Annotated in this window: 20 protein-coding genes and 4 tRNA genes; 7 read left to right on the forward strand and 17 right to left on the reverse strand. The window is 70.0% G+C overall.

What is annotated here, in order from left to right; all coding sequences use genetic code 11:
* The 11 genes from pgsA to WA675_RS11075 all read right to left on the reverse strand — a co-directional run bounded on the left by pgsA (position 1) and on the right by WA675_RS11075 (position 15,032).
* The gene (pgsA, locus tag WA675_RS11025) at positions 1 to 678 is read right to left on the reverse strand and encodes a phosphatidylinositol phosphate synthase (protein WP_336084197.1); all 678 of its coding nucleotides are present in this window, start codon (positions 676 to 678) and stop codon (positions 1 to 3) included.
* Positions 679 to 683: 5 nt separating this feature from the next.
* A complete protein-coding gene (locus WA675_RS11030) occupies positions 684 to 1,244 on the reverse strand; it encodes an HIT family protein (protein ID WP_336084121.1) in 561 nt (186 codons plus the stop codon).
* On the reverse strand, positions 1,241 to 3,298 hold the full coding sequence (gene thrS, locus WA675_RS11035) for a threonine--tRNA ligase (protein WP_336084122.1): 2,058 nt from the start codon (positions 3,296 to 3,298) through the stop codon (positions 1,241 to 1,243). Before thrS ends, WA675_RS11030 begins: the two co-directional genes overlap by 4 nt.
* 190 nt (positions 3,299 to 3,488) lie before the next feature.
* Positions 3,489 to 4,160 carry a (2Fe-2S)-binding protein gene (locus WA675_RS11040; protein WP_336084123.1) on the reverse strand — a complete coding sequence of 224 codons (672 nt, stop codon included), beginning with the start codon at positions 4,158 to 4,160 and terminating at the stop codon, positions 3,489 to 3,491.
* Positions 4,157 to 4,648: a TIGR02611 family protein gene (locus WA675_RS11045; RefSeq protein ID WP_336084124.1), complete on the reverse strand. Its 492-nt coding sequence runs from the start codon at positions 4,646 to 4,648 to the stop codon at positions 4,157 to 4,159. The genes WA675_RS11040 and WA675_RS11045 overlap by 4 nt, the downstream gene beginning before the upstream one ends.
* A 43-nt stretch (positions 4,649 to 4,691) precedes the next feature.
* Positions 4,692 to 6,911 carry a bifunctional SulP family inorganic anion transporter/carbonic anhydrase gene (locus WA675_RS11050; RefSeq protein WP_336084125.1) on the reverse strand — a complete coding sequence of 740 codons (2,220 nt, stop codon included), beginning with the start codon at positions 6,909 to 6,911 and terminating at the stop codon, positions 4,692 to 4,694.
* Between the two features lie 239 nt (positions 6,912 to 7,150).
* On the reverse strand, positions 7,151 to 9,337 hold the full coding sequence (locus tag WA675_RS11055; RefSeq protein ID WP_442945601.1) for a SulP family inorganic anion transporter: 2,187 nt from the start codon (positions 9,335 to 9,337) through the stop codon (positions 7,151 to 7,153).
* Between the two features lie 192 nt (positions 9,338 to 9,529).
* Positions 9,530 to 10,759, reverse strand: coding sequence for a vWA domain-containing protein (locus WA675_RS11060; RefSeq protein WP_336084127.1), 1,230 nt, complete (start codon positions 10,757 to 10,759; stop codon positions 9,530 to 9,532).
* Positions 10,756 to 11,979: an AAA family ATPase gene (locus WA675_RS11065; protein WP_336084128.1), complete on the reverse strand. Its 1,224-nt coding sequence runs from the start codon at positions 11,977 to 11,979 to the stop codon at positions 10,756 to 10,758. Before WA675_RS11065 ends, WA675_RS11060 begins: the two co-directional genes overlap by 4 nt.
* Before the next feature lie 7 nt (positions 11,980 to 11,986).
* On the reverse strand, positions 11,987 to 13,294 hold the full coding sequence (locus WA675_RS11070; RefSeq protein ID WP_336084129.1) for a hypothetical protein: 1,308 nt from the start codon (positions 13,292 to 13,294) through the stop codon (positions 11,987 to 11,989).
* 223 nt (positions 13,295 to 13,517) lie between these two features.
* On the reverse strand, positions 13,518 to 15,032 hold the full coding sequence (locus WA675_RS11075) for a glyceraldehyde-3-phosphate dehydrogenase (RefSeq protein WP_442945602.1): 1,515 nt from the start codon (positions 15,030 to 15,032) through the stop codon (positions 13,518 to 13,520).
* Positions 15,033 to 15,248: 216 nt separating this feature from the next.
* Here WA675_RS11075 and WA675_RS11080 point away from each other — a divergent pair, with 216 nt between their 5' ends.
* Positions 15,249 to 16,622 (forward strand): cutinase family protein, encoded by a 1,374-nt coding sequence (locus tag WA675_RS11080; protein ID WP_336084131.1) that lies wholly within the window; start codon positions 15,249 to 15,251, stop codon positions 16,620 to 16,622.
* Positions 16,623 to 16,638: 16 nt separating this feature from the next.
* Here the strand turns inward: WA675_RS11080 and WA675_RS11085 are convergent, their stop codons facing one another.
* The 5 genes from WA675_RS11085 to WA675_RS11105 form a co-directional block, all read right to left on the reverse strand.
* Entirely contained in the window at positions 16,639 to 16,917 is a 279-nt protein-coding gene (locus WA675_RS11085) for a helix-turn-helix domain-containing protein (RefSeq protein WP_336084132.1), read from the reverse strand.
* Between the two features lie 134 nt (positions 16,918 to 17,051).
* On the reverse strand, positions 17,052 to 18,026 hold the full coding sequence (locus WA675_RS11090) for a helix-turn-helix domain-containing protein (RefSeq protein WP_336084133.1): 975 nt from the start codon (positions 18,024 to 18,026) through the stop codon (positions 17,052 to 17,054).
* Between the two features lie 139 nt (positions 18,027 to 18,165).
* Positions 18,166 to 18,798, reverse strand: coding sequence for a GNAT family N-acetyltransferase (locus WA675_RS11095; protein ID WP_336084134.1), 633 nt, complete (start codon positions 18,796 to 18,798; stop codon positions 18,166 to 18,168).
* The gene (locus WA675_RS11100; protein WP_336084135.1) at positions 18,795 to 19,901 is read right to left on the reverse strand and encodes a ThiF family adenylyltransferase; all 1,107 of its coding nucleotides are present in this window, start codon (positions 19,899 to 19,901) and stop codon (positions 18,795 to 18,797) included. Before WA675_RS11100 ends, WA675_RS11095 begins: the two co-directional genes overlap by 4 nt.
* Positions 19,902 to 20,351: 450 nt before the next feature.
* Positions 20,352 to 20,423, reverse strand: a tRNA-Val gene (locus tag WA675_RS11105).
* A 406-nt stretch (positions 20,424 to 20,829) separates the two neighbouring features.
* On the opposite strand from WA675_RS11105, the gene WA675_RS11110 reads away from it, so the two are divergent.
* The 6 genes from WA675_RS11110 to WA675_RS11135 all read left to right on the forward strand — a co-directional run bounded on the left by WA675_RS11110 (position 20,830) and on the right by WA675_RS11135 (position 24,003).
* Positions 20,830 to 20,902: transfer RNA gene (locus tag WA675_RS11110), tRNA-Gly, on the forward strand.
* Positions 20,903 to 20,942: 40 nt separating this feature from the next.
* Positions 20,943 to 21,013: transfer RNA gene (locus tag WA675_RS11115), tRNA-Cys, on the forward strand.
* A 1-nt stretch (position 21,014) separates the two neighbouring features.
* Positions 21,015 to 21,089 (forward strand) — tRNA-Val (locus tag WA675_RS11120).
* 145 nt (positions 21,090 to 21,234) lie between these two features.
* A complete protein-coding gene (locus tag WA675_RS11125; protein WP_336084136.1) occupies positions 21,235 to 21,525 on the forward strand; it encodes a hypothetical protein in 291 nt (96 codons plus the stop codon).
* Between the two features lie 157 nt (positions 21,526 to 21,682).
* Complete coding sequence (gene mraY / locus WA675_RS11130; RefSeq protein WP_336084137.1) at positions 21,683 to 22,756, forward strand: phospho-N-acetylmuramoyl-pentapeptide-transferase; 1,074 nt, start codon at positions 21,683 to 21,685, stop codon at positions 22,754 to 22,756.
* A 59-nt stretch (positions 22,757 to 22,815) separates the two neighbouring features.
* On the forward strand, positions 22,816 to 24,003 hold the full coding sequence (locus WA675_RS11135) for a hypothetical protein (RefSeq protein WP_336084138.1): 1,188 nt from the start codon (positions 22,816 to 22,818) through the stop codon (positions 24,001 to 24,003).
* Here WA675_RS11135 and WA675_RS11140 read toward each other — a convergent pair.
* A complete protein-coding gene (locus tag WA675_RS11140) occupies positions 23,969 to 24,922 on the reverse strand; it encodes a hypothetical protein (RefSeq protein WP_336084139.1) in 954 nt (317 codons plus the stop codon). The genes WA675_RS11135 and WA675_RS11140 overlap by 35 nt on opposite strands.
* Positions 24,923 to 25,274 lie beyond the last annotated feature (352 nt).

Genomic DNA, 25,274 nt, shown 5'->3' on the forward strand with positions numbered 1-25,274 from the left:
TCACGACGCCGATCCCTCCGCCTCCGGCGCCTGCGCGGCGGGCGGCACGACCACCCGCGCGCCGGGTGAGTTGCGCACCGCGAGTACCCGCTGGAACACGGTGACGATGCTCAGCACCGCCAGCGCCCACATGGCCACGTACACGGCCCAGGTCAGCCACTCGATGCCCCAGTACCCGCCGATGCCGGTGAATCCGGCGCCGACCAGCACGATCACCAACCGATCCGGTCGCTCGATGAGCCCGCCGTCGGCCGAGAGCCCGCTGGCCTCGGCGCGCGCCTTGGCGTAGGAGATCACCTGCGAGGTGACCAGCACGATGAGCGTCGCCACGAACAGCTGCTTGCTCTGCTCGTGATAGACCGCCCACCAGGCCAGCCCGGCGAAGATCGCGCCGTCGGCCACCCGGTCACAGGTGGCGTCGAGCACCGCGCCGTACTTGGTGCCGCCGCCGCGGGCCCGGGCCATCGCTCCGTCGAGCATGTCGAACATGACGAACAGCCAGATGACCATCGTCCCCCAAAACAGGTGCCCGGAGGGGAACAGCGTCACCGCCGCGGTGATGGTCGCGGCGGTGCCGATCAGTGTCATCGCGTCCGGGGTGAGCCCGGTCCCGACGAGCGCTTTGCCCAGCGGCGCAGTCGCTTTCGCAAACGTCTGGCGGCCGAAGAAGCTGAGCACGGTAGTTAGTCCTCCCACGCCTCCGCCAGCAGCTGCCGCGTCTCGCGCAACAACTGAGGCATCACCTTCACCCCGCCGACCACGGTGATGAAGTTCGCATCCCCGCCCCAGCGCGGAACGATGTGCTGGTGCAGGTGGTCGGCGAGCGAACCACCGGCCACCCCGCCGAGGTTGAGACCCACGTTGAATCCGGCGGGTCGCGAGACCCGTTTCATCACGCGAATGGCCTGCTGCGTGAAGGCCATCAGTTCCGCGCTCTCGGCGGGCGTGAGGTCCTCCAGGTCGGCTACCCGGCGGTACGGCACCACCATCATGTGCCCTGGGTTGTACGGGTACAAGTTGAGCACGGCGTAGACCAGTTCACCGCGGGCGATGATCAGCCCGTCCTCGTCCGACATCTTGGGGATATCGGTGAACGGGTGCCCGGTGGCGTCCTTGGGCTTGACCGCGCCGGTGATGTAGGACATCCGGTACGGGGTCCACAGCCGCTGCAACCGGTCGGGCTGCCCGGCCCCGGCGTCGACGATCGATCCCGCCGACGCCTCGGAGGCGATGCTCTCGCTCATGAGGTCACCTTGACGACCTCGAAACCCTCCGCCGTGGGCGACGTGTTCACACGGTGACCGATCCACGACGTGATCGTAGCGATGGCGTCGGCCACCGGCACGCCGTTGACCTGCGTGCCGTCGCGGAAACGGAAGCTCACCGCGTCCGCCTCCACGTCCCGCGCGCCCGCCAGCAGCATGAACGGCACCTTCTGCGCGGTCTGGTTGAAGATCTTCTTCTGCATCCGGTCGTCGCTGCGGTCGACCTGGGCGCGTACGCCCGCGGCGCGCAGCTGCTCGATCACCGCGTCCAGGTGCGGGGCGAAGTTCTCCGCGACCGGAATGCCGACCACCTGCACCGGCGAGAGCCAGGCCGGGAAGGCGCCCGCGTAGTGCTCGGTGAGCACGCCGAAGAACCGCTCGATCGAGCCGAACAGCGCGCGGTGGATCATCACCGGCTGCTGCTTGGTGCCGTCGGAAGAGGTGTACTCGAGCTCGAAACGCTCGGGCAGGTTGAAGTCGAGCTGGATGGTCGACATCTGCCAGGTGCGGCCCAGCGCGTCCTTGGCCTGCACGGAGATCTTCGGGCCGTAGAAGGCGGCGCCGCCCGGGTCGGGCACCAGGTCCAGGCCGGAGTCGGTTGCCACCTTGCGCAGGGTCTCGGTGGCCTCTTCCCACAGCTCGTCGGAGCCGACGAACTTCTTCGGGTCCTTGGTGGACAGCTCGAGGTAGAAGTCGTCGAGGCCGTAGTCGCGCAGCAGCGAGAGCACGAACTGCAGCGTGGTGGTGAGCTCGGCGTGCATCTGCTCACGGGTGCAGTAGATGTGCGCGTCGTCCTGGGTCATGCCGCGCACCCGGGTCAGGCCGTGGACCACGCCGGACTTCTCGTAGCGGTAGACCGAGCCGAACTCGAACATCCGCAGCGGCAGCTCACGGTAGGAGCGGCCGCGCGAGCGGAAGATCAGGTTGTGCATCGGGCAGTTCATCGGCTTGACGAAGTAGTCCTGGCCGGGCTTGCGCACGGTGCCATCCTCGTTGAGTTCGGCGTCGAGGTGCATGGCCGGGAACATGCCGTCGCGGTACCAGTCGAGGTGACCGGAGACCTCGAACAGGTGGCCCTTGGTGATGTGCGGGGTGTTGACGAACTCGTAGCCCGCGTCGATATGGCGCTGGCGCGAGTACTCCTCCATCTCCTTGCGGATGATGCCGCCCTTGGGGTGGAACACCGGCAGGCCGGAGCCGAGCTCGTCGGGGAAGCTGAACAGGTCCAGCTCGAGGCCCAGCTTGCGGTGGTCGCGGCGCTCGGCCTCGGCCAGCAGGTGCAGGTACTCGTCCATCGCCTCGGTCGATTCCCAGGCGGTGCCGTAGATGCGCTGCAGGTCCTCGCGGTCCTGGTCACCGCGCCAGTAGGCGGCCGAGGAGCGGGTGAGCTTGAAGGCGGGGATGAACTTGGTGGTGGGGATGTGCGGGCCGCGGCACAGGTCGCCCCAGATCTTCTCGCCGGTGCGCGGGTCCAGGTTGTCGTAGATGGTCAGCTCGTTGCCGCCGACCTCCATGACCTCCGGGTCGTCGATGCCGGACTTGTCGCTGATCAGCTCGAGCTTGAACGGTTCCTTCGCCAGTTCGGCCCTGGCCTCGTCGATCTCGACCACGCGCCGCGAGAAGCGTTGCGCGCCTTTGACGATCTTCTTCATCCGGGACTCCAGCTTGGCCAGGTCCTCGGGGGTGAAGGGACGGTCGACCCGGAAGTCGTAGTAGAAGCCGTCCTTGATCGGCGGGCCGATGCCCAGCACGGCGTCCGGGAATTCCTGCTGCACGGCCTGGGCCAGCACGTGCGCGGCCGAGTGCCGGATCACGCTGCGGCCGTCCTCGGTGTCGGCGGCGACGGCCTCGACCTCGACGTCCTCGTCCGGGGTCCAGGACAGGTCCTTGAGCGCGCCCTCGGCGTCGCGGACCACCACGATCGTGCCCGGTCCCTTGGTCGGCAAGCCCGCCTCCCGCACCGCGGCACCCGCGGTAGTCCCGGCCTGCACCCGGACGAGGGCGACAGGACTGATGGGTGCAGAGGTGGTCACGGGAATGCTCTCCTTGACGTTTGGTGTCTGCCGGGTCGATCCGGCACGTACGCAGGGTCCATCCTGCGACGCCGCCCATGCTATCGGGCGCGCCGACCGGCCGTGTCGACGGACCGGGGCCCGCGTGTTGGGCGACGGCGGCGGTGGACGCGCGGCGCGGGCGGGTCCGGACCGCCGGACGGCGGCTCGGTCAGCTCGACGGGCCCGCGAGCCCGGCCAGCAGCTCGGCCCGCTCGGCGGCGGGACGTTTCGGGCAGCTCGTGCACATCTGGCAGCCACGGACCTCGTAGACCAGACAGCAGGAGATCCGCTTGACGAAGGTGCGCGCGCCGACGGTGACGAACCGGGGCGGGATCAGCCGGGATCCCACGTCGGCGGCCAGCCGGGCGCCGACCTCGGGGGCGCCCACGTCGAGCGCGCGGTTGCCGACGGCGTCGGCCACGATCGCCCACAGCGCGGGCATGCCCGCTCCGGACACCGCCGCGACCTGGGCGATCACCGCGGCCAGGGTCGCCCGCAGCGCGTCGCCGACCTCCTCGGCCGCGCCCGCGCCGCGCTCCCCGCCGACATCCGAGCGCACGGCGCGCCCGTCGGCGTCGACCGGGACCCGGTGGAAGCCGACGTGTTCGACGCCACCGTCCGGACGGACCTCGCAGTCGAATTCCCCGAGCGCGGCGACCGGCGCGGGACGGCCCGCCGCGTAGGCCGAGGTGATCGGCCCGACCAGGGCCGAGGCGACCATGCACCACCACAGCGTGCCCGCCACCCGGGGCACATCGGTGCCCCAGGACCGGCCCATCTCGTCGATGCGCGCCGCGATCCAGGCGGGATCGGTGAGCAGGCGCCCGGGGACGACACTCACGACATCAGGGGACTGCGCAACCATGGCCAATCGACTCCGATCCACCCTGCCACCATCGAATATGTGCCGAGCAGCCACAGCGTCACCACGACGAGGGCGAAGGTCGCCACCGCGCCGAGCACCTTGATCGTCCAGCCGCGCGAGGTGTACCAGTCCATGACGATCCGGTACTTCCCGCGGACCCACCGCAGGGTGTGATGCGCCCAGACGAATTCGGTGGCCAGGATGCCGAAGCCCGCGAACACGAGCGCCCAGCCCGGGCCCGGGTACGGGATGGTGACGATCCCGATGAGCAGGACCATGCCACCGATCAGCCCGACCACGACGCGATAGCCGAAGTTCAGGGTAGGGCGCCGGGCGATGCCCGCCCGGAAGGCGCGCCCGCGCTGTTTGGTTCGGTGCCACCGCTCCGGTGCCTCGGTGGTCGCCCCCGGGTCACCGGAGTCGAGGTCGGCGCGGACGGCGTCGGCGGTCGGCTCGCTGATCATCGTTCCAGCCTACGAGCCGACCGCCGCGGATGCGTCTCGCCGATCAGAGCGTGACCGGGACCTCACCGTCGATCGCGCGGACCGCGTCGGCGGTCACCTCGATCACCTGCGCGCCCGCGATGTCGAAGAACAGGCCCGACACCGTCACCCCGCGCTCGGCGATGGCCCGGCGCACCACCGGATGCCGGCGCAGGGTTTCGAGCTGCACGGCGACGTTGACCATGCTCAGCTGGTCAACCTCGCCGTACCCGGCCGCCGCGGCGGCGCGCGCCACCGGATGACCCGAGCGGAAACGGTCGAGGCTGGGCTCGGCATGGCCCAGCCAGGAGTTCAGCCCGCCGTCGGTGTCGGCACCGGCGTACACCGCCTTCATCGCGCCACAGGAGGAGTGCCCGCACACCACCAGCGAGCGCACCGCGAGTTCCTCGAGCGCGAACACCAGCGCCGCCTCGACCGAATCGTCGCCGTGCAGCGGCACCAGGTTGCCGATATTGCGGACGGTGAACAGGTCACCGGGCCCGCTGCTGGTGATCACATTGGGCACGATCCGTGAGTCCGAGCAGGTCAGGAAGAACGAGTGCGGGTCCTGGCTGTCGCGCAGTTCGTCCAGGTGCGGGCGCACCACGTGCGCGTGACTGCGATGGAACGCCGAGACACCGGCGGCCACCGCGTCGGACTCGGTCCGCCGCCACGGCCCGAGGACCTCGTCCCACACCTGACGGCCGAAGCCGCGCGCGGGCGGCGCCGCGGCCGCACCGGCCATCCGGGCACTGCCGATCTCGACGAAATCGACACGGCCACCGCTGCTTTCCTGCTGCCGCTGCCAGTCCTCGATGGCCTCGAAGGCGGCGTGGTCGAGGAAGTCGACGGTCATCTCCACCGTCACGTCGGCACCGGCGGGCACCTTGGCCAGTTCGCCTGAGAGCTTGGGCAGGGCAAGGAAGGTGCACGATCCGTCGATGCTCACCAGCCAGCGCGGCCCGTCCAGTGGGACCGCGCTCACCTGCACCCGGACCACCCGCCACAGCAGCAGGCCGAAGGCCAGCGCCAACCCGATGATCACGCCCTCGAGCAGGTTGAGGAACACCACCGACAGGATCGTCACGACGTAGACGAGCAGGTCGCCGGTGCGCCGGGCCAGCCGGATGTGGGCCAGCTTGACCAGCTGGATGCCGATCACGATCAGCAGACCGGCCAGCGCGGCGGTCGGGATCTGCTCGACCAGCGCCACCAGCGCCACCGAGAACAGCAGGACCCAGCAGCCGTGCAGGATCGCCGAGGCGCGGGTGCGCGCACCGGCCTGCACATTGGTGGCGCTGCGCACGATCACCCCGGTGATCGGCAGGCCACCCGCCAGCCCGGACAGCACATTGGCCGAGCCCTGGCCGATCAGCTCGCGGTCGAAATTGGTGCGCGGGCCGGTGTGCATCTTGTCCACGGCCACGGCCGAGAGCAGGCTCTCCACACTGGCGATCAGCGCGATGGTGAGCACCATCATCGCCACCGCCGACCAGTCGCCCGAGGGCAGTTCCGGCAATTGCAGCGCGTCGAAGAGCGAGCCGTCGATGACGATGCGCTCGACGTCGGTGGGCAGCAGCAGCGACAGCACGGTGCCAGCGACGACGGCGACCAGCGGACCCGGCACCGCACGCAGCTTGGGCGGCATGCGCTTCCAGCCGACCATGACCACGATCACAGTGGCGCCGACGAGGGCGCCGCCGCCGTGCAGGTCGAGCAGCTGACCGGGAAGTTCGAGAATATTGCGCAGCGCGGTGCTGTGCGAGGAGCCGCCGAGCAGCACGTGGATCTGCTGCAGGGCGATGGTGACGCCGATGCCGGCCAGCATCGCGTGCACCACGACCGGGGCGACGGCGAGCGCGGCACGCGCGATCCGACTGAGGCCGAACAGGATCTGTAACACCCCGGCGGCGACGACGATGAAACAGGTGACACGCCAGCCGAAGGTGGCGATGGATTCGGCGACGACGACGGTCAGGCCCGCGGCGGGACCACTGACCTGCAGGACCGAACCACCGAGCAGACCGGCGACGACACCGCCGATCACGGCGGCGACCAGACCGGCGGCGACCGGTGCGCCGGAGGCGACCGCGATGCCCAGGGACAGGGGCAGCGCGACCAGGAAGACCACGATGGACGCGGGCAGATCGTGGCGCAGCAGCGTCTGCTGCCACGCGGTGCGGGGTGACCCGCTGGGTGACTCGGCCTCGGTACGAGGCGGTGCGAGATCGTTTTCTACAGACATGACTCTCCTTCGCCGACTCGGCGCTGGGCCGATGTCGGTCGACGATCAACTTGTCCAGTACGGGCAGAGACCGCGAACCGGCTTCTCACGGTGAAGCAAAAGAAAAATCCCGGTGCGACGATGGACCGGGCAGGCCATCCAAACTATTGGTAAAGAAATGGCAAAACCAGTGTGCCGCAGAAAGAGTGGGCCTCGCCATAACGACCGGCCCGCTGTGGTGTGACGCACACCGGCGGGGCTCACACCGGCTCCGCGGCCAATCCGCTTCGCCGGTCGTCGAACTCGGCGATGCCCTCGGCGGTGACTTCGATCACGCGCGCGGTGGCCAGATCGAAGAACAGCCCCGACACCGCGACACCGCGTTCCCGCATGCCACTGCGCACCGCCGGATAGGCGATCAGCGTCTCGACCTGACGCGCCACGTTCACCATGCCGAGCTGGTCGATCGGGCCGAATCCGGCGCGCGCCGCGGCCGCCGCGACCGGATGCCCCTGCTGGTAGGCCGTGAGCGTGGGCTGGGCGTGCGCGAGCCAGTCGTCGAGACCGGGACCGGCCTGCACCTGCTTGTACAGCGCCTCCATCGCCCCGCATCCGCTGTGCCCGCAGACCACCACCGAGCGCACGTCGAGCTTGTCCAGCGCGTAGATCAGCGCCGCCTCCACCGACACGTCGCTGCCACCGACCGGCACCAGATTGCCCACATTGCGCACGGTGAACAGATCACCGGGCCCGCTACTGGTGATCACATTGGGCACGATCCTGGCATCGGCGCAGGTGAGGAAGAAGGTGTCGGTGTCGGGCCGGTGCCGCAGCCCGTCCAGGTGTGAGCGCAGCAGGTGCGCGTGGCCGCGGTGGTAGGCGGCGATACCGGCCGCGATCGGGTCGACCCCGCCGCTGCGCCGCCACGGCCGGATCGCCTGGTCGACGGCCTCGCGCGCCTGCCCGCGCTCGGGTGGCCCGTCGTGCGCCCAGGCCATCCGCGCGGTACCCAGTTCGACCACATCCACGGCGCCGCCCGCGGATTCGCGCCCGGCGGTCCATTCGGCGAGCAGCTCGCAGGCGGCGTGGTCGAGGAAATCCACGCTGAGTTCCACGGTGACCTCGGCCCGCGCGGGCACCTTGGCCAGCTCGGCGGTGAGCTTGGGCACGGCCAGGAAGGTGCACGGTCCCTCGACCCGCACCAGCCAGCGGCCGTCGGGGCGCGGGGTGGCCGCGACGCTGACCTTCACCACCCGCCACAGCAGCAGCGCGAACGAGGCGATCAGCCCGATCACCATGCCCTGCAACAGATTCAGCGCCACCACCGCCGCCACGGTGATCACGTAGACGTAGAGGTCGCCGGTGCGCCGCGCGCGCCTGATGTGGGCGAGTTTGACCAGCTGCACCCCGATCAGCACGAGCAGCCCGGCCAGCGCGGCGGTCGGGATCTGGCGCACCAGGCCCACCAGCGCCAGCGCGAACACCAGCACCCAGCAGCCGTGCAGCACGGTGGCCGCCCTGGTGCGGGCGCCCGCGTTGGCATTGGTGATGCTGCGCACGATCACCGCCGCGACCGGCAGGCCACCGAGCATGCCCGAGGTCATATTGGCCGCGCCCTGGCCGAGCAGTTCGCGGTCGAAGTCGGTGCGGCGTTCGGGGCGCAGCTTGTCCACCGCCACCGCCGAGAGCAGCGTCTCCACGCTGGCGATCAGGGCGACCGCGAGCATGGTCAGCACGATCGGCGCCCAGCCGCCGTGCGGCAGCGCGGGCAGGCCGATGCCGTCGAGCAGCGAGCCGTCCAGCCGCACCCGGTCCACCCCGAGCGGCAGCACCAGCGACACCACCGTCGCCACGGCCACCGCCACCAGCGGCCCGGGCACCACCCGGACCCGCCGCGGCAGGTACTGCCAGCCGATCAGCAGGCCGATCACCAGCAGCCCGACGAACAGGTCGCCCCCGTGCACCGACATCAGCTGCCGGGGCAGCGCCAGCACGCTCTCCCACGGGGAACCGACCGTCGCCCCGCCGAGCAGCACGTGCACCTGCTGCAGGGCGATGATCACGCCGATCCCGGCCAGCATCGCGTGCACCACCACCGGCGCGATCCCGAGCGCGGCGCGCGCGACCCGGCTCAGCCCGAACAGGATCTGCAGCACCCCGGCACCCACGGTGATGAAACACATGGCGGCCCAGCCGAATTGCTGTACCGCCCCGGCGACGACCACGGCGAGACTGGCCGTCGGCCCGCTCACCTGGATCGAGGATCCGCCGAGCAATCCGGCGACCACTCCCCCGACCGCCGCGGCGATCAATCCCGCCACGACCGGCGCCCCGGAGGCCAGTGCCACACCCAGCGACAGCGGTAGCGCGACCAGGAAGACCACCAGCGAGGCCGGAAGATCTTGCCGCAGTATGCCGGTCGGGCCAGGATCATTGTCGGTCATCATTCTCCTTCGCCGGGCGAAGGAGCCCGGTTCATCGGTCGAACATGGCACTGGCAATAGATGCTGAGCTGCGAGAACGGACCCGAGACACAGGGTCGGGCCAATAGTAAAGAATTACCCAAGCGTACGAAAAGCCGCGATGGGAATCGCTACGGAAATGTGACGTGCACCACAGCGCATGGATCCCGCTGCGCCTCAGCCGATATCGACCACCCGCGCCCACTCCGGCGGCCGGTCCGGCACGTAATCCGGGCGATCCTCGCGCCAGGTCCGCTCCCGAGCGAACAGGCCGACCACGGTGCGGCAGGCGGGCCGGGTGGACGGCCACGGGGTCTGCCCGTCGGTGAGGGCCACGATGACATCCGGGCGCGGGGTGGTGCGCGCCGCCCGGGTGAAACCGGTCCGCAGGTCGGTGCCGCCGCCGCCCATCAGCGTCATCCCCTCGGCCTGGCACAGCGGCCCGGCCAGGTGCACCGCGGCATCGCAGGAGAACACCGTCACCAGGTCCCGGCGGCCGCCCACGGCCTGGGCGATGGCGCCCACCTCGAGCAGCGCGCTGCCCAGTTCGGCGTCGCTGACCGAGCCCGAGGTATCGATGACCACGCTGACCTTCGGTGGCATGGTCCGCAGGCTCGGCAGCACGACGCCGGGTAGCCCGGCCGAGCGGCGGGCCGGGCGGCCGTAGGTGTAGTCCGCGCCCGTACCGGCCGCCGCGGCCGCCGACCGCACCGCGGCACCGAGCAGCTGACGCCAGGGCTGCGGCGGATGCAGGGCCCGCTCCGCCCAGCGCCGCCAGCCCTTCGGCGCGTCACCCGGGCGGCCGGTGATCCCCTGCGCCACCCGGAACCGGACGGCGGCCCGCTCCTGTTCGCTGAGCCCGTCGGCACCGTCGGGTCCCAGTTCCCAGTCGCGGTCGGCGCCGTCCGCGCCGCTGCCGCAGTCGAGCCAGGCCATGGCCGCGGTGTGCGGGCCGAGCCGGAACTGCCGCAGGTACTCCTCCATGAGCTGCCCGTCGGGCAGGCCGAGGCTCGCCGGGGTGACCGCGTGCTCGATGGGGATCAAACCGTCCCCGAAGGCGTCGTCGTTGATCTCGGCGTCCGCGGCGATATTCATCCGGAGCCGTTCGGCCGGGCCGGTGAGCTCGTTGTCCCTGGCGTAGCGGTCGCTGCGCGCGTGGTGCTCGCGCAGCAGGTGCGACACCTCGTGCACCAGCACCGAGGCCAGTTCCTCGACCGGCGTCCGGTCCACGTATCCGGGCGAGACGTAGCAGCGCCAGTACCGGTCGACGCCCATCGTGGGGACACGGCGCGAGGCGACGAGGTGCAGGGCGTAGAGCGCGCTCGCCAGATAGGGGCGCGCCGACACCGCCTGTAGCCGTGCGGCATACAGCTTCTCGGTGTCGAGCCCGGCCGGGTCCGCGCTCATCGGCCCACCCGCGCCCGCTCGCCCGCCCGCTCGGCCCGCTGCGCTACCGACACCATGCCCGCGAGGCGCTCGATGGTGGCGGGGACCGTCCAGTCGTCGCGGCGCAGCGAGGCCAGGGTGGTCGCGGGGACCACCACCAGATCCGGCGCGCCGGTCTCGACCGCCCCGGCCAGCACGGCCCAGGCCGCGTCCCAGCGGGCCCGGTCGGGGCGCCCGCGCACCGCCGCCACCACTGCGTCCAGGGCGGCCTGGCGCAGGTCGCCGCGGGTGGGTAGCTCGGCGGCGGCCGGGTCGGCCAGCAGCACTTCCGGGTCGGGCAGGTCCATCCGGTCGATGCTGGTCAGCAGCTCGAAACCGGCGCCCTCGCCGACCGCTCCGCGCACCAGCAGCGAGAGCACATCGCGTCCGGCACCGGCGGCGGTGGCGAAGGCGGTCAGCCGCAACGCCATTTCCCAGCTGCGCGGTGACGGCCACGCGCCACCCCGCCGGGTCTCGGAAGTCGGCAGCTGATGGACCAGTTTGGGCCGCGCGGCCAGCAGCTCGCACACCGCGCGGCGCGCGAAAGCCACTGCCTCGGGCAGCTTCTCGGCGTCCAGGGTGGGCAGGGTGGCCCGGGGCCAGGTACCGCCGAGACCGCGCACCACCACGTCGTGGTCGTGGATCCACTGCAGATGCACGAACCGGTTGGCCAGCGGTGGGCTCAGTTCCCAGCCGTCGGCCGCCGAGGAGCGCGGGTTGGCGGCCGCGACGACGCGGACCCCGGCGGGTAGTTGCAGCGCGCCGATCCGGCGTTCCAGGACCAGGCGCAGCAGGGCGGCCTGCACAGCGGGCGGCGCGGTCGACAGTTCGTCGAGGAACAGCAGGCCGCGTCCGGTCCGCGCGAGGTCGACGGCCCAGTCCGGCGGTGCCATCGGCACACCCTGGGTGGCCGGATCGTCGCCGATCACGGGCAGGCCGGAGAAGTCCGAGGGCTCGTGCACGCTCGCGATCACGGTGGTCAGCGGCAGGTCGAGGGTCTCGGCGAGCTGGGTCAGGGCGGCGGTCTTGCCGATGCCCGGCTCGCCCCAGAGCAAGACCGGCAGGTCGGCGGCCACGGCCAGGGTGAGCGCCTCCAGGCGGGTGTCCGGGCGCGGTTCGGTGCGCACGTCGCCGAGCAGGGCGAGCAGGTCGGCGGCGACGTCGAGCTGGGAATCGGGACGGGACAGCACGGAAACAGACATGAGTGATTCACCTCGGGGGTAGAAGTTCGAGCGCTCGGGGCGCGTCAGGACTTGACCGCGTGCCGCGGGTGTCCGCCGCGCACGCGACGGACCAGCCGCTTCGGCGGCGGAAAGGAATGACCGGGCTCGGGCAGACGGCACGGAACAGGCCGTAGACGACCCGGCGCTCGGCCGACTGTCGCAGCGCGTCGAGCAGCGGCCCCTCGCGCAACAGCGCCTCGGGACCGAGCAGCTCCTCGACCACGGCCAGCGCCCCGGCGGTATCGCCGTGATCGAGCCGTTCCCGCACCCCGGCCAGGTCCTCCGGGCTCCGATGCGCCCGGTCGATCGCGCGCAGGCAGGGCAGCGGGGTGCCGGTCAGGGCCACCAGTAGTTCTTCGCGGCGCAGTTCGGCCGGGTCGTGGTCAAGGGCCGTCAGCACGCCGTCGACCAGGCCGATCCGGTGACGCTCACCCCGGCACTGCACGACACGCTGCCCACGCACAGGCTGCGCATCGGAACCACCGGGCCGGTGCCCCGGTTCGAGCGCGGCGGCGACCAGCGGATGCAGGCGATCGGCGGTGATCGCACCCGCGCGGAGCAGCGCCAGATCGGGCAGCACCCAGGTCGCCGCATCGGGCAGCACCGGCAGCCGGGCACCCCGGGGCGGGTCGTCCACGATCCGGGCGGCACCGTCGTCGGCGAGCGCGAGCACCAGGCCGCGCCGAGCGCCGTACCGCACCTGCACCAGCCCAGCCGGGGACAGTTCGGTGCGCAGCAGCAACGCTGCCTCGGCGGCCCAGCAGTGTACCGCGCAGGTGTCGGGGAGGGATTCCGGGAATCCGGCATCGAGGTCGCCCGCGGCGAATTGTGCTGCGCCCGAACGACTTCGCAGCTCGTGGGCGCGGCGGGCGTCCCACAGGTGCCGGTGCAGGTCGAGCCGGAAACGCCGATCCGGGCGTGGATGCGGATGCTGGTGGGCACCGGCACCGTCCCACAGCGCGAGGCTCAGCCGCTGTCCGGCATCGGCCCACGCCGGTGCGGTCCGGACGACAAGGTGCACCGGATCCACCACGCCCCCACCGGGATCGGGGCCGTAGCGGGCCAGCGAGATCGTCAGACCGGGCCGCAGCAGACCATCCGGGGCGATGCGGGGTAGGTGCCAGCGCAGCAGGTCGGGGGCCAGATGCCGCAGGTCGGCGCGGACGCGCGCGGCCAGCGTGGAACCCCGGCTCCGGGCCAGGGACCGCAGATCGAGGTCGGTATCGACCCCGGCGGCGGCACAGGCGCCGGACCAGTCGCCGACGCGACGGCGGGCGGTGGCGGTGTCGATCATCGCGGGCGATACGGCGAACTCGCGGACACGCACCCAGAAGGACAGACGGGAATCGAGGGAAGCCGGTTCGATGACCGGCCGGGGGCTCAACGGCCCGGGCGCAGAACGCCCTTTCGACGAGATGTCATGCGATCAGTATGCACAGGCGGCCCGGTTCGGTCCACCCGGACACAGCCGAGGGGACCCGGTCGGCGACCGGATCCCCTCGCTACGCCGCGGCGGACTACCCCGCGGCGGTCACCGGTTCGCGGGTATCGGCCTGCGCGCCGACCTGCGGGTAGGTCGGGTACTCGATGCCCGAGATGTACTGCACGGTCCGCACGACCTGGCAGGAGTAACCGAACTCGTTGTCGTACCAGACGTAGAGGATGGCGGTGTCGCCCTCGACGATGGTCGCGTTGGCGTCGATGATCGAGGCCGCGCGCGAACCGATGAAGTCGCTCGAGACCACATCGGTGGCCGCGGTGTAGTCGAGGTTGCGGCTCAGCGGGCCCGACAGCGAGACCTGACGCAGGTAGGCGAGCACCTCTTCCTTGGTGACCTCCTGCTCCAGCTGCAGGTTCAGGATCGCCATCGAGACGTCCGGGGTGGGGACGCGGATCGAGTTGCCGGTGATCTTGGCCTTGAAGTCCGGCATCGCCTTGGCGACGGCCGAGGCCGCGCCGGTCTCGGTGAGCACCATGTTGAACGGCGCGGAACGGCCGCGACGGTCGGCCTTGTGGAAGTTGTCCAGCAGGTTCTGGTCGTTGGTGAACGAGTGCACCGTCTCGACGTGGCCGCGCAGGATGCCGAACTCGTCGTCGATGGCCTTCAGCGGCGGCACGATCGCGTTGGTCGTGCAGGACGCACAGGAGTAGATCTGCTGGGACAGGTCCAGCTCGCGGTGGTTGACGCCGTGCACGATGTTGGGGACGTCACCCTTGCCGGGGGCGGTGAGCACGACCTTCTCGATACCGGGGCGCAGGTGCTGGCCCAGGCCCTCGCGGTCGCGCCAGCGGCCGGTGTTGTCGATCAGGATCGCGTTGTCGATGCCGTAGTCGGTGTAGTCGATCGTCGTCGGGTCGTTGCTGTAGATGAACTTGATGACATTGCCGTTGGCGGTGATCGTGTTGTTCTCGGTGTCGACCTTGATGGTGCCGTTGAAGGCGCCGTGCACCGAGTCGCGGCGCAGCAGCGACGCGCGCTTGACCAGGTCTTCCTCGCCGCTCTTGCGCACGACCACGGCGCGCAGGCGCAGGCCGTTGCCCGAACCGGCCTTCTCGATGAGCAGGCGGGTGACCAGGCGGCCGATCCGGCCGAAACCGTAGAGGACCACGTCCCGCGGGCCCTGCGGCTGGGTCTTGTTGCCGTCGAGCACGTCGGCCAGCACATCGGTGGCGAACTCCGCGATCGACCGGTCGCCGCCCTCGGCGCGGTACGCCTTCACCAGCTGGCCCAGGTCGATCTTGCACGCGCCCAGGTCCAGCTCGCTGAGGACCTGCAGGAACGGCAGCGTCTCGTCGACCGAGAGCTCCTCGCCCTCGATCTGGCGCGCGAACCGGTGCGTACGCAGGATGCTGATCACCGACTTGTTCACCAGCGAGCGGCTGTGCAGCAGGATGGTCACACCCTTGCTCCGGTACAGCGTGCCGATGATCGGAATCATCGCCTCGGCGGCTGCTTCCTGCGCATTCCAGCGGTCAAGTTGTTCGGTAGTCACAGGCGTCCTCAGGTTCCTCGATCGGTACGGCACTTCCATGCTATTGAGTTGCCGCTGATTCACCGAAACCGGCTCCCCGGTCGTGCGGCGACGGCGCGGGCCGCGACAGGCCCCTGCCGAATCTGAAATAAAACCGTGTCTGAAAGCGCGGACCGGACCGGCGCCGAGTGGCGATAATTCTCCACGGCAGTTCCGCGGGATTCCAGCGCTCACCACGACGTGGCGAATCCCCCTCGGCAACAGAGGTATTCGACGATGGACAGGTTGTTGAAGGCTACCGCGGCGACGATGTTCGCCACCGTCCTCACGGTCGGGACCTCGGCGATCGGCCTCGCGCGGGCACAATCGCCCGCCGCGCCGCCCTGCACGCCGTACACCGCCGTCCTCGCGCCGGGGACCTGGGAGACCACACCCGACGCCGATCCCCGGGTGCCGGTCGGCATGCTCCGGCCCGTCGGCGACGGCCTGCAACGGCAGTTCGGCAGTGACATCACCGTCCGCTACGTCCCCTACGCGGCGAGCGCGTTCGACCTGGGCCTGACCTACGCCGAGTCCCTGAGCACCCTGGAATCCCGCCTGGACCGCATGCTCGGCGGTCTGTGCGCGTCGACCCGGGTCGTGCTCGCGGGCTACAGCCAGGGCGCGGACGGCATCGGCGACCTCGCCACCGCGATCGGCCACGGCGACGGCCCCCTCGCCGCCGATCGGGTGATCGGGGTCGGGCTACTGGCCGATCCGCATCGCGATCCGGGCACCACGCTGTCGCTGGGCACCCCGCAGCCCGGCCAGGGCATCGCCGGGACACGGAGCCGGGATTTCGGCGCCTTGACCGAGCGCGTGCGCACCCTGTGCGCCGACGGCGACCTGTACTGCTCCCTCGATGCCGCCACCTCCCCGTTCCTCGCCGTGGTCGGCCGGGTCCTGAGCGGTGATCCCGCGCCGATCGCGGACGTGCTGCCCGCCACGGTCGATCCGCGCGCGCTGATCGCGCAGGCCGTCACCATGGGTGCGGGCTGGACCGCCACCGCGGCGAACCTGCCGGTCATCCTCGACAACCTCACCCGCCTGCCGGAGCTGCTCGCGGCGGGTGACATCCGCGCGGCGCACCGGTCGGCGATGGCCCTCAATGTCGCGCTGTCCCCGCTGGTCGAGGCCGCGGCGGGGGTGGACCGGACCCTGGTCGCCGAGGTCATCCGCGCGGCGGCCGCCGCCGATCCCTCCGGCCGGACCGCGGGCGTCAGTGTCATCGCCGACGCCCTGACCCACCTCGACCTGCTGAGCATCGCCGACCGGGCGGGTCGGATCCAGGAGGTGCTCTGGCGCGCGGTGGAGTCCCTCGATCGCCACGACCCCTTCGCCGCCTACGCCGACCTGGCGACCGTGGCCGTCACCGGTGCCGACCTCACCGGTTCCGTCCTCGGCCCCGTCGCCGCGGGCATTCGCGCCGATCTCGGGGCGACCACCCGCAGCCTGCTCAGCCTCACCGACCCCGCCACCGTCGAGGAGCTCGTCCAGCTGGGCCGCCAGGGTGTGGACATGGCCAACTTCTACGCCTCGGCGGCCCACCTCGACTACGGCGACGACGTCCAGGTCCTTCTGGGCTACCTCAGCGCCCAGGTCGTCTCCTAGCCCCGGAGCGCGCCGATCAGCACGACACCGTATCGCCGGAGGAGTTGTCGAGGCGCACGCCCAGGACCCGCTTCAGCTCACCGACACTGTCGGGACTGGGTGTCACCACGTCACGTTCCCACCGGCTGATCTGATTGCCGTCGCGGATCCCGATCCAGTCGGCCAGTTCCGCCTGCGTGAATCCGGAGGCCATCCGCGCGGCCCGGATCGCTTTGCCGATCGTGGACATGGTCCCCCCCTTTCTCTCGATGCCCTCGGCACGGACTGCATCGGCGCGGTGTCCGTCGGCGAACACCCGCACTCCTGAAGCGGTCTCGCGCAGCCACATTCGAAAGATATCGGGGAATCGGCGCGCGAAAGAGGCTGTGACTGCACGCCCGCTGACTGTGCACGCACAAACTCGAGCGCCGCCGCGCGCAGAATCGCCGGTTACTTCGGTGGGTCGTCCGCCGCGGTGGCGCTGCGGCGCCAATCCCGTGGTGTCATCCCGAATGTCTCGCGGAATCGCCGGGTGAAGTGCGCGGGGTCGCGGAAACCGACGGCACCGGCCACCGCGCCGATGGACCGGTGCGCGTAGCCGCGGTCGACCAGCATGTCGCGGGCCCGGACCAGGCGTTGCTCGATCATCCACTGCTCCAGGCTGATCCCCGACTGCGCGCACACCTTGTACAGGTGCCGCACGGAGATGTTGTTGGCGGCCGCGATACCCGGGATCTTCAGACCCGGATCGGCCAGGTGTGCCCGCACGTACCCGAGGATCTGCTCGATCAGCAGCTGCTCCGGGATCGCGCCACCGTCCCCCGGACCACGCCCCGCGGCCGAGATCAGCAGCGCCCGCACCATTTCCAGGCACGACTCGCCCACCGCGGCGGCGGCCGGGTCGGCTTCGAGTTGGTCGGCGATCCGGACGAGATGCTGGATCTGCGCCGTGACCATCGGATACAGCGGCGATGCCGCCAGCCGCCCGTGCGCCGCGATGATCGTCTCCGCGGAGATGCCGAGGCGCTCCCTGGACAGCTGCAGGCACAGCGTGCCGCCGAGCCCGTGCCAGCCGGAGGCGAACGTGCCTGCCAGATCGATGACTTCGCAGGAGCCGGGTTCGATCAGCGTTTGCGCGCCGAATTGTTCGTGCCTGCGGACCTGGCCGTTCTGCACGGTCACGGTCAGGGTGTCGCTGGGGGTGGCGCGCTCGTGCCTGCGGGTCCGGCAGACCTGGTGACCGGAGACCTCCGAGCGGGTGAGCGCGATGGGTCCCAGCATCCAGGCCTGGTGTCTGCTGACCACTTCGGCCGGTGCGTCCCACATCTTCAGGTTGGCCCCGATATCGGCCTCCTGCAGGATCGCGGTCACCGCCTCCCGGCGGTCGGCCGGTGTGAAGTAGTCGGAGTCGATCAGCACTGCCATGGGTGATCTCCACTCTCGGATTCCCGCCGGCGGTGGAGTCCCGCCCCTCGCCGGCCGCTGCGCGTTCGGGTGGTAGTCGGCGATGCTATCGCGCCGCGCCCGCCCAGGAGCCCGATTCGACCGGGTCGCGCCCCCCGCTTCACCGGCCCGCAGTGACGTGTTCCCTTGCCGCAGTTGGCCGTAACGCCATGATGCGGCGTTCGGCGGCCGTCGCTGTCGCAGCCCACTCCGGGCGCACGGCCGCGTAGGTGCACACGTCGTGCCATCGGCCGTGGGTGCGGTAGAGCTGGCGCAGCCGGGCCTCCGGTGTCAAGCCCACTCCCGACATCACCGTGTCCATCACCGGATGATCGTGGCGGTGTCCCGCCCACACCCGGTGGATCCCGAGCGGCCCGAAGGCGAAAGCCGCCAGCAGCCTGCCCGCCTCGATCCCCCCGGCCCGCAGCGACCCTTCCGGAATCACGACCAGGCCACCGATCATCGCGTTGCTGCCGTAATCCTCGACCAGCAGACCGATGGTGCCGACCATGGTGTCCTCGTCGGGTGCCGTGATGGCCAGCGTGTACTTGCGGCGCGGACTCTCGCCCCTGGCGCGCAGGGCCGCCTCGAAGGAGGCGGTCGCCGCTTGGACGCCCATGCTGTCGGTGCCCATGTACCGGGTCAGCCGCGGATCGGTGAAGATCCGCTGGTAGACGCCTAGATCACCGGCCCGCAGATCCCGCAATCGCAGCCGGGAACCGGTGAGTTCCACGTCCCGCAGGTCGATCGTCAACGGACCTCCTCCATCACTCGCACGGACGCCGGAGTACTCGGTGGATCTATCGCGGGCAGGAGTGCGTCGAGGTCGATATAGGTGCGCCCCGACGGGATCAGCTCGCCGAGCAGGATGCGCCGGGCCGTGTCCGCCACCAGGGCGCCGCCGAGCGTCACCCCGGAGGCGAGTTGCGGCCAGCTGGACAGGCCGCGGCCGATCTCGCCGATCGCGGCGCGCATGGCCGGGCTCAATCGCGCTTCGTCGACCACCGCCAGCAGGAACGACAGCTGCTCGGCGCGGTTCATCCGCGCGATATCGGCCGAGGTCGCCGCGCCGGTGCGGCCGTGGAACAGGGGGCGATGGGGTTCGAGATCGAACCGTTCCACGTCCAACAGGCCGCGATCGTTGGTGTCCATCAGCACCGGGATCCCCCGGCGCCGCGCGTATTCCCTCGTGGCGACCTTGGCCCACACCGTGTCGCATTCCTCGACCAGCAGATCCAGCGGTCCGGTGCCGTCCACGCCGTCGAAGAACGGCCCGATCGAGTCCTCGGTCAGCCCGTCGGTGAACACCTCGATGTCGAGGTAGGGGTCGATCTCGTACATCTGACGCGCCGCCAGCACCGCCTTGGGCACGCCGAGGTCGTCCACCCCGGCCCGCAGCCGGTTCAGATTCGACAGTCCCAGGGCGTCGAAATCGGCCAACCGGAACGATCCGCCGACCCCTTCCATCGCCAGCGTCACCGCGGCGCTGTTGCCCACCGACAGCCCGACCACGCCGATCCGCCGCGCGCGCAGGTCGCGCTGCTGGGCCCGGTCGATCCTGCCGCGATTCCGGTCGGTGCGCACCCGCTGGAAGTCCTCGCGCGGCAGCACGTGCACCAGCCGCCCGTTCCACGGATAGAACACCCACGTTCCCCACCGCCACCGTGGGGTCTCGCCGCAGATCCGGCGTCGCGACGCGGCCAAGGTGTCCGCCGAATGCTCGACGGCGGGGTTCTGGCTGCGGATCAGTTCGTCGAGCTGCTCGTCGATCGTGTCGTGCACCGCGCCGACCGCTCCCGACGCCGCCAGCGCTTCGAGGTCACGCCCGCCGTCCGGGCTCGACGCGTCGAGGAGCACGGGACGGAAGTGCGATGTCGCAGCGCCGGGCGTGAGGACCGCCGGACGCGAAACCGAGCGATGCCGAACCATGTGGGCACAGACCTCCAACCCTCCTGAGGCGAACGGACACCCGCTCGCCTCTGCCGATCAGGACGGGCAAAAGGATATACACAGCACACTTTCAGCAAATCGATTCCCGGTCCACCGGCATGGCGTGGCTCGAACTGGGGCAATGACCGATCTTCCGGGCCGGACAGGCGACCCGTTTCCCCGCGCATTCCCCTTCTCGCAATACTCTCGCAAGCGGGTATTTCACCACGGCGAGATGCGCGTTCTCGAGACCGGCGAGCGATGAGTACGGTTCGGACGCGATTCCCGGATCCCGACCCGGGTAGGCGGCGACTCCACCTGCTGACGGCATAAAAAATGGCTGGCCGACATGGATCGTGTCGTACCAGCCATACTGTGTGGTCCCAGCTGGTTTCGAACCAGCGACCTTCCGCGTGTGAGGCGGACGCTCTCCCGCTGAGCTATGGGACCGTACCTTGTTTCCGGGAGACCGTGGTGGGCCTCTCGAACGAGATGGAACATTAGCACGGGGTACCGGTGTGACACCAAATCGCCTCGTGAACGGGGGGTTCGGGGTCCTCAGCCGTTCTTGCGCCCCCGCGCTTTCCACCCCTCCCCTTCCACCTCGGTCGCATACATTATTTAATGCGCATATCTAGGTCTCGTGATGTTGTAGTTCGATCCCCCCGCTGGCCGACACCTCCCGCCCACAGGCTGGTGAACGCCACCCCACACCCACCTGAACGACACTCGTGTAATTCACATTCATACCCATCTACCAGGCGATTTGTAGTCTGCGTCGAACGTCGGCTAATGTTCTCATCGCACCACGGAGGACAGCGAAGCCGCCAGGCCGACAGCCTCCGGAAGTGTGAATGCGGATGTAGCGCAGCTGGTAGCGCATCACCTTGCCAAGGTGAGGGTCGCGGGTTCGAATCCCGTCATCCGCTCGAGAGGTAGGTTAGGCATTTTGCCAATCCTCCTTTGCGCGGTGGAGTGGCCGAGTGGTGAGGCAACGGCCTGCAAAGCCGTGCACACGGGTTCGATTCCCGTCTCCACCTCGCGCGATTAGCTCAGCGGGAGAGCGCTTCCCTGACACGGAAGAGGTCACTGGTTCAATCCCAGTATCGCGCACCACCGTAATACCAGGTCAGACCCCCTTTCGAGGGGGTCTTTCTTGTTTTCGTGCCAGATCAGCGACGTGATGGCGATCATCAGCTCTGTGTAGAGCACCTGTCATTGCCGTTGAAACGGCAGAGCGGCGTCAGGCGATAGCTCCCAGGTGAACGACAATCACTACAAGCTCGATGCGGCCATCGCCGACGAAGTCGGCGCCGGTGCAAGGGTGGAGTACCGGGGTGAGGTCAACGCTGTCGTCATTTGTGGCAACAAGCCCAACCACATCCTTCATCTGATCCTGTCTGTCGTCTCCTGCGGACTTTGGTTGCCGATGTGGGCACTGGTCGCCTGGCTCAACTACGAGGAACGAGTCATGATCACAGTTGACGAGTCCGGCCAGGTGAGCCGCAAGGTGGTTCCCCAGGGTGCCAGCAGTGTGATCACCAGACCGTAGAGCTGGCGCTGTTCGAGGGATAGCGCGGGTACGGAGTGGGGGTTGTAACGCGGGTCACTCGGTGGGCGGAGTGGGGGTGGGCTCACCTAGGATCGGCACTCGGCGTCGCCGGGCGGGTCGGGTGGCGCGGACCAGGCCACGTGTGAGGGGCGAGCATTTGAGGCAGATCCTGTTGGCGGCGGGGATCGCACTGGTCGTGACCATCACGCTCACCCCGGTGCTGATCCGGGTGTTCGCACGGCGTGGGTTCGGGCAGGAGATCCGGATCGACGGGCCGGCCAGCCACCACACCAAACGCGGCACCCCGACCATGGGCGGGCTGGCGATCGGCGCGGGCGTGTGGGCCGGATATCTCGGGTCGCATCTGATCGGGATGCTGTGGGACGCACCGGGACCCAGCGCCTCGGGCATCCTGGTGCTGTTGCTCGCCTCGGCCCTGGGCGTGGTCGGCTTCCTCGACGACTCCATCAAACTGCGCAAACACCGCAACCTCGGCCTGACCGCGGCGGGCAAGTACATCGGTCAGATCGGCGCCGCGGTGGTGTTCGCGGTGCTCGTGCTGCGGTTCCCCGGCGCCACCGGGCTCACCCCGGCCAGCCGCAACCTGTCCTACGTCCGCGATATCAGCACCATCTCCTTCGCCTCGCTGTTCTTCGTCGCGTTCATCGTGCTGCTGGTGGTGGCCTGGTCGAACGCGGTGAACATCACCGACGGCCTCGACGGCCTGGCCGCGGGCTCGATGAGCCTGACCCTCGGCGCGTACGTGGTGATCACGCTGTGGCAGTACGACAACTCCTGCGAGATCAGCCCCGGCCGCGCCTGCTACACCGTGCGCGACCCGCTCGACCTGGCGATGATCAGCGCCGCGGGCGCCGCCGCGTGCATCGGGTTCCTGTGGTGGAACGCCGCCCCGGCGAAGATCTTCATGGGCGACACCGGCTCGCTCGGCCTCGGCGGCCTGCTGGCCGGACTGTCCATCACCAGCCACACCGAATTGCTCGCGGTGGTGATCGGCGCGCTGTTCGTCGCCGAGATCATGTCGGTGGTGCTGCAGATCGTGGTCTTCCGGACCACCCACACCCGGCTGTTCCGGATGGCGCCGTTCCATCACCATTTCGAGCTCAACAACTGGCCGGAGACGGCGGTGATCATTCGGTTCTGGGTGCTGGCGGGCATCGCGTCGGCCACCGGGCTGTGCCTGTTCTACAGCGAGTACCTCACCGCGCTCTGACCCGGAGTTGTCGGTGGGCCCCGCTACGCTGACCCGAGGCGAGCGAGGGAGGTTGCACGGTGAGCACCACGAGCGAGGTCGGCCACGATATCGCCGCCGACGTCTCGTTCGAGCTCGAGGAGCTCGACGAACTGGTCGGCGAACTGCTCGTCGAGCATGCCGAACGCGCGGCCCGTGACGCGCGGATCGTGGCACTGCGCCTGGGCATCGGTGGGCAGCGCCCGGAAACCCTCACCCGCATCGGCGCCCGCTACGACCTGGCGCGCGACCGGGTGCGCCAGCTCTACACCAAGGCCATCGGGCGGCTCGTGCGCGAAGCCGAGCGCTCGGGGCACCGCTGCGCGGGCGTGTTCGCCCAGCGCTATCCCCGCGACACGGGCGATCTCCGGCTGACCCGCATGCTGCTGGCCGAGACCTACGCCACCGACACCGACCTGGTGGCGATGGAGTGGTCCTATCTGAAGCTGCGCCTGGCCGGGCACGACCAGGCCGACGCCAAACGCGTAGCGGGCTATGTGATGCAGCGAATCCTGGGCTGGCAGAAGAAGACCGCCAGCATCCTGGCCAAACTGCACTCCCCCACCGACGACCTCGACGACCTCGCCCCGCTGCTCGCCGGCCTCGACCGGCCCACCGGCTCGCCCGCCCCGCTCCCCACCACCTCGGCCCGGGTCACCGACCGCGACGACGACGGCCGCGGCCGCTTCTATCTGGCCAAGATCGGCCGCGAGGTCGCCTACGACTCCGCGCTCGCCGCCCGCCTGCTGCGTTCCCTGGACGCCGCGCCCACGGTCGTCGCCTTCCAAGAGGAGCCGGTCGCGCTCACCTACACCGTCGACGGCGTCGAGCACACCCACTATCCGGCGGTCGCCGCCCAGCTCACCGACGGCCGGATCGTGCTCGTCGACGTGGTGCCGCTGGGCCGGATCGCCTTCCACCACACCCGCGTCCAGAGCGAACACGCACGCGCCTACGCGCGCGAACACGGCTGGGGCTGGCTCGCCTGGACCGGAAGTACCCTGGGCGCGGACCGATTACGCGCGCGCGACACCGATCCCGCCGTCGAGGAGCGCATCGCCGCCGACCTCGCGCAGGCGCCCTACGACCGGGCCGCGCTGGCCGCGCTGTGCGCCGAGACCGGCCTCGACCTGCTGGACCTCGCCGGTCTGGTGCTGCGTAACGACTGGCGATGGGACCGGATGCCGTTGCGGCTCAGCGCATCACCATCGCCCCGGCCAGGAGCGTGACCACCAGCAGCATCGCGCAGCAGGTCAGCCACTGCCACTGATTGATCGTGCGGTCCATCCGGCCGATCGTCGCGCGCAGACCGGCCGCGACGCGCTGCTGGGCGAGCAGCTCACTGCGCACCCCGGCCAGGGTGATGGCCTCGGCGTCGGCGTTCACGCCCGCGCGGTCGATCCGGTTGTGCAGCCGCGTCACCAGTTTCTGCTTGTCGCGCACGGTCTGCCGCGAGACCGCCAGTTCCACCCGCTGATCGCGCAGCTCGCGGCGCTGGTGCTCGATCATCGCGGCCTGCGCCGCGGTATGCCGTTCCCAGGTGCCCACCTCGGCCCACCCTCCTGTCGTCAGATCCCGATGGCCCCACTCGATCTCGCCGGCCACCCAGCCCTCGAGGAAGTCACGCAACTCGCCGCTCGCCTGCGCGGGCGCGGCGAAACCCGTCTCACCCGCGACGAGCATGCCCTGGTCGATGCGGTAGTCCGCGGCCGTGGGAGCGAAGTCGGCGATGCCGACGGCCGGGACCAGCGGCACCCAGTACCCCTGCGGGCAGACCCACAGCACGTCGTCGACTCCGGCCGCCCGCAGGCGTTTCCGGTGTTCACGGGCGGCGGTGATGTCCAGCGGGCCGCTGTGCACCTCCACCACACAGCGGCGGTCGCCGCGGCGCCAGTAGATATCGACGGGGATGTCGTCGACGCGGGTGTCGACCTCGGCCTCGTCGGCACCCGCCGCGGTGAGCCTGCCGCAGATCCAGTGTTCGAGCCGCTGGGTGTTCCACTGCGCGGCCACACATTCGGGACAGCCACAGCCGTACCCGGTCCGTTCGGGAGCCGCGCGCCGACTGCCCTCGGAGATGCCGAGCTCGTCGAGCAGAGCTCGTCGTCCACACACCACCTGGGTGTCACTGCGCCGCGTCGTCCTCACACCATCACTCCCTACCCAGGGGCCTCGCGCTCGCGCCCTGGACACCAGGTTCCCGCAGCCACCGACACGCCGCCAGCCCCCTTGACCCGCGCTCGGGTGCGTCATCGAGCGGTGAGCGAGATCACAAACACGACATAACCTGTATATCAAGCTATTTCATTGTGCCGACGTCGCAGAACGTCCCCGAGATCTTGATCATTTCGATACACAGACCGGGCCTGTTGCGTGTCCGTTTCATCCCGGTTGAGAAACGCGTCGGCGTGTCCTCGATCGGTGGGCCGGTCCGGGACGACGACGCACGCGGCGGCACCGGTGGATATGATCGCTGCGGCCGAGGCGGGCCCGCTCGCCT

The sequence above is a fragment of the Nocardia sp. SSK8 genome (assembly GCF_037034205.1).
GTDB lineage: Bacteria > Actinomycetota > Actinomycetes > Mycobacteriales > Mycobacteriaceae > Nocardia.